Origin of the sequence: Kitasatospora sp. NPDC091257, assembly GCF_044757675.1 — a bacterium.
Classification (GTDB): domain Bacteria; phylum Actinomycetota; class Actinomycetes; order Streptomycetales; family Streptomycetaceae; genus Kitasatospora; species Kitasatospora lactacystinica.
Genome location: NZ_JBIVVI010000778.1, coordinates 1 through 4,412, shown reverse-complemented (window position 1 = coordinate 4,412; position 4,412 = coordinate 1). Strand labels below are relative to the sequence as shown.

At 71.1% G+C, this 4,412-nt stretch carries 3 protein-coding genes; 1 reads left to right on the top strand and 2 read right to left on the bottom strand.

What is annotated here, in order from left to right; genetic code table 11:
- The first annotated feature begins 22 nt into the window (after positions 1–22).
- Positions 23–2,584, top strand: a complete 2,562-nt coding sequence (locus ACIQOV_RS29325; protein ID WP_401053578.1) for an ABC transporter permease — start codon at positions 23–25, stop codon at positions 2,582–2,584.
- A 120-nt stretch (positions 2,585–2,704) separates the two neighbouring features.
- Here ACIQOV_RS29325 and ACIQOV_RS29320 read toward each other — a convergent pair whose 3' ends face one another.
- Complete coding sequence (locus ACIQOV_RS29320; RefSeq protein WP_359911001.1) at positions 2,705–3,313, bottom strand: DUF4232 domain-containing protein; 609 nt, start codon at positions 3,311–3,313, stop codon at positions 2,705–2,707.
- A 217-nt stretch (positions 3,314–3,530) separates the two neighbouring features.
- Positions 3,531–4,379 carry an iron uptake transporter permease EfeU gene (gene efeU, locus ACIQOV_RS29315; protein WP_401053576.1) on the bottom strand — a complete coding sequence of 283 codons (849 nt, stop codon included), beginning with the start codon at positions 4,377–4,379 and terminating at the stop codon, positions 3,531–3,533.
- Positions 4,380–4,412 lie beyond the last annotated feature (33 nt).

The window sequence follows — 4,412 nt, the reverse complement described above, 5'->3', positions numbered from 1 at the left end:
CCCCCAGGACTGACGCCTCCCCATGTTCCGCACCGCACTGCGCAATGTGCTCGCCCACAAGGGCCGGCTGCTGATGACGGTACTGGCCGTCATGCTCGGCACCGCCTTCGTGGCCGGCACGCTGGTCTTCTCCGACACCTTCGGCAACGCGCTGAGGACCCAGAACTCCAAGAGCTACACCGACGTCGCCGTCACGGTCAGCGACCGCGAGGCCCGCAACCTCAGCGACGACCACAGCGGCCGGGTCGCCGGACCGACCCTCACCGAGGAGACCCGCACCAAGGTCGCCGCGGTGCCCGGCGCCGCCGAGGTCCGCGGCGTGGTCGGCGGCTTCGCCGGCATCGCCGACACGAAGGGCGCGCTGATCGGCAACGGCTTCTCCACCACCGGCACCAACTACGTGCCGGGCGCCGACGGCACCGACCCGCGCTACCCGCTGGTCGAGGGCCGCGGCCCGAAGGACGCCACCGAGATCGCGCTCGACCGCAAGACCGCCGACAAGGGCGGCTACAAGGTCGGCGACACCGTCCGGGTCGCGGTCAACGGCCCGGTGATGAAGCTCAAGCTCACCGGCACCCTGACCACCAACGACCCGCGCGTGGTGGCCGGCGGCTCGCTGGCCGCCTTCGACACCGCCACCGCCCAGCGGCTCTACCTGACCCCGGGCCGCTACGCCGAGCTGGACGTCAAGGCCAAGCCGGGCACCGACGACGACGCGCTGCTCACCGCCGTCAAGCAGGCCGTCCCGCAGGGCGACTTCATCGAGGCCAGGACCGGGCGTGACCTCGCCGCCGAGCAGGACGAGATGATCAGGAAGGGCACCACCGTCCTGACCACCTTCCTCATGGGCTTCGCGGGCATCGCGCTGTTCGTCGGGATCTTCATCATCGCCAACACCTTCACCATGCTGGTCGCCCAGCGCACCAAGGAACTGGCCCTGCTGCGCGCCGTCGGCGCCACCCGCCGCCAGATCACCCGCTCGGTGCTGGTCGAGGCCGTGCTGGTCGGTCTGACCGCCTCGGTGACCGGTCTGCTGGCGGGCATCGGCATCGCCGCCGGACTCAAGTCGCTGCTCAACGGCCCGATGGACGCCAACCTTCCGGACGGCCCGCTGATCGTCGCCCCCGGCACGGTGCTCGCCGCGCTCGCGGTCGGCGTGCTGGTGACGGTGCTGGCCGCCTGGCTGCCCGCCCGCCGGGCGTCCCGGATCGCCCCGGTGGCGGCGATGAGCTCGGCCGAGCAGCCCGCCACCCAGAAGGGCCTGCGGGTCCGCAACGCCATCGGCCTGCTGTTCTCGCTGGCCGGCCTCGTCTCGCTGGCGGCCGGTGTGGCCGGCAAGGAGGTCAAGCTGGTCGGCCTCGGCGCCGGTGCGCTGCTGATCGGCGTGTTCGTGCTGACCCCGCTGCTGTCCCGGCCGCTGATCGCGCTGTTCGCCCCGCTGCTGCGCGCCGTGTACGGCGCACCGGGCAAGCTGGCCCAGGAGAACGCGATCCGCAACCCGCGCCGCACCGCCGCCACGGCCTCGGCGCTGACCATCGGCGTCACCCTGATCACCTCGCTGACCGTGATCGGCGCCTCGGTGAACCAGGCGGTGGACAAGGCCGCCGAGACCGACCTCAAGGCCGACTACACGGTCGCGATGCAGAACTTCTCGAAGCTCTCCCCCGAGGTCGCCGCCCAGATCGCCAAGGCGCCCGGCGTCAGCGTGATCAGCACCGAGCGCGGCGTGACCGTCACGACCGGGCAGAACGGGGAGGACAGTGAGTGGATGACCGCGGTGGACGCCGCGACCATCGACCAGCTGGCCACCGTCAAGGTCAAGGAGGGCTCCGCGGACGCCCTCAAGCAGGGCAAGCTGCTGGTCAGTTCGGGCCGGGCCGAGCATGCCGGCTACAAGGTCGGCGACGCCCTCGCCGTCACCTACCCGGACGGCGCCAAGGGCTCGCTGACCGTCGGCGGCATCCTGGAGGCCAACACCGCGCTGGCGTCGGTCGTCGTCCCGGAGGCCGTGGTCGGCCCGCACCTGGCGCCCGGCACCGGCCTGGAGAAGGTCCTGGTCAAGGGCACGAACGGCGCGACCGAGGAGCTGAAGCAGGCGCTGCGCGACGCGACCGGCGGCAACCCGCTGATCGCGGTCAAGGGCGCGAAGGAGATCAAGGCGGAGAACCGCCAGATGATCACCGGAATCCTGAACATGATGTACGGCCTGCTCGGCATGTCCGTGGTCATCGCGGTGCTCGGCGTGGTCAACACCATGGCGATGTCGGTGTTCGAGCGCCGCCGGGAGATCGGCATGCTGCGGGCGATCGGCCTGGACCGGCTCGGCATCCGCCGGATGGTCCGGCTGGAGTCGCTGCTGATCGCGCTGTTCGGCGGGCTGGTGGGTGTCGGCCTCGGCATCCTGGTCGCCTGGGCGGGCGTGCGCACGCTGGCGGACAGCCTCAAGGACATCACCACCGTCGTCCCGCCGGTGCAGACCGTCGGCTTCCTGCTCGCGGCCGCCGTGATCGGTCTGCTGGCCGCGCTCTGGCCGGCCCACCGGGCGGCCAAGCTGGACATCCTGGACTCGATCAAGAGCCAGTAGCGGTCCGGAGGTGCGGAAGCCCGGAGCCCCCGGGGCGGTTCTCGTCGAACCGCCCCGGGGGCTCCGGTGCGTCGTCGGGCGACTGTCGTCGGCCGAGCGGCATCAGGTGGACGGCACCGGTCAGAACAGGACCTTCTCGTTGTTCGGCTGCAGCGTGCCGGTGGTCACCCCGGCGGCCGAGACCAGCAGCTGGCCGGCCGGCTTGCCGTCGGTGCCGAGCACCTCGGCGGTGACCGGCGTGGTCTCGTCCGGCGCGGTGATCTGGAGGCCGGTGAGCACGTGGCAGGTCGCGTCCGACTTGTCGCAGGCGCTCCACTTGAGGCCCGCGTAGCCGGACTTGTTGGGCTTCAGGGTGACCAGCACCGCCGGCCCGGGGTGGGCCTCGCGGTTGGCCGACAGCGCGTCCGCGCTGTTGTCGGCCTTCAGGCCGCCGAAGCCCGGGTACCCGTACAGGGTGCAGTTGTGGTCGCTCTTGTTCTTGATCGTCAGCATGGCCGAGCCCGCGCCCTTGAGCTGCACGGTGGCGGTGATCTCGTCGCTCTTGCACCGCGAACCGGCCGCCTGGCCGGCCATCGGGTCGCCGGGGACGGTGGCCCCGGCGGCGCTCGCCTTCGGGTCGCCCGGCTTGTCGTCGGTGTACTTCACGTCGTCGCACGCGGTCAGCAGGACGGTCGCCGCGAGGGCGGCGACACCGGCGGCGACTAACCTGGCAGGCCTGCGAACGGTCATGGTCCCCCCAAGGGTGAGTAATGGCATGGGTCTGTCACCCTAAGTACGAAGGCCGTGGCAGAACGGTTCCATTGAGGCTGCAGTTTGTCAGAGCTGACCGTTTTCTTCCTTTTCCTGACCGGTTTCGGCCGCTACTGGCGCGAACTGGCGCCGCCCGCACGACACCGCCCCGCCCGGCGGGTGCCGGACGGGGCGGTACGGGTGGAGGAGGACCGGATCAGGCGGCCGGCTTCGCGGCCACCGGCCGGGCGGGCTTCCCGCTCTTCCCGCCGCCGAGGACGTTGAAGAACACGGCCAGGGTCGGGACCAGGTAGAGCCCCCAGATCACCAGCTGGAGCACCGTCGGGTCCGGCTGGAAGTTGAAGACGCCCTTCAGCAGGGTGCCGTACCAGCTGTCCTTGGGGATGGTGCTGGAGATGTCGAAGGCCGTGCTCTGCAGACCGGGCAGCCAGCCGGCCTCCTGGAGGTCGTGCACGCCGTAGGCGAGGACGCCGGCCGCGACCACGACCAGCATCGCGCCGGTCCAGGTGAAGAACTTGGCCAGGTTGATCTTCAGCGCGCCCCGGTAGAACAGCCAGCCGAGCAGCACCGAGGTGAGCAGGCCGAGCGCGGCGCCGATCAGCGGGTTCCAGCCGTCGCCGGTGGCCTGGACCGCGGTCCAGATGAACAGCGAGGTCTCCAGGCCCTCGCGGCCGACGGCCAGGAAGGCGGTGACCACCAGGGCCGTGGTGCCCATCGCGATCGCCGCGTCCAGCTTGCCGTGCAGCTCGGTCTTCAGGTGCCGGGCGGTGCGCCGCATCCAGAACACCATCCAGGTCACCAGGCCGACCGAGATGATCGACAGCGAGCCGCCGAGCGCCTCCTGGGCCTCGAAGGTGAGCTGCGAGGAGCCGAACTGCAGCAGCGCGCCGAAGGCCATGGAGAGCGCCACGGCCGAGCCGACGCCGATCCACACCGGCGGCAGCCGGTCCTTGCGGCCGGTCTTGACCAGGTAGGCGATCAGGATGCAGACGACCAGGCTGGCTTCGAGGCCTTCGCGCAGGCCGATCAGGTAGTTGCCGAACACGCGGGCTCCTGGGGGGTGTAGAGGTGGTACCGG

What these genes read in the sequence shown, in the direction of transcription:
- ACIQOV_RS29320 (WP_359911001.1), bottom strand. Translation starts at nt 3,313, where the DNA reads ATGACCGTTCGCAGGCCTGCCAGGTTAGTCGCCGCCGGTGTCGCCGCC.
- ACIQOV_RS29325 (WP_401053578.1), top strand. Translation starts at nt 23, where the DNA reads ATGTTCCGCACCGCACTGCGCAATGTGCTCGCCCACAAGGGCCGGCTG.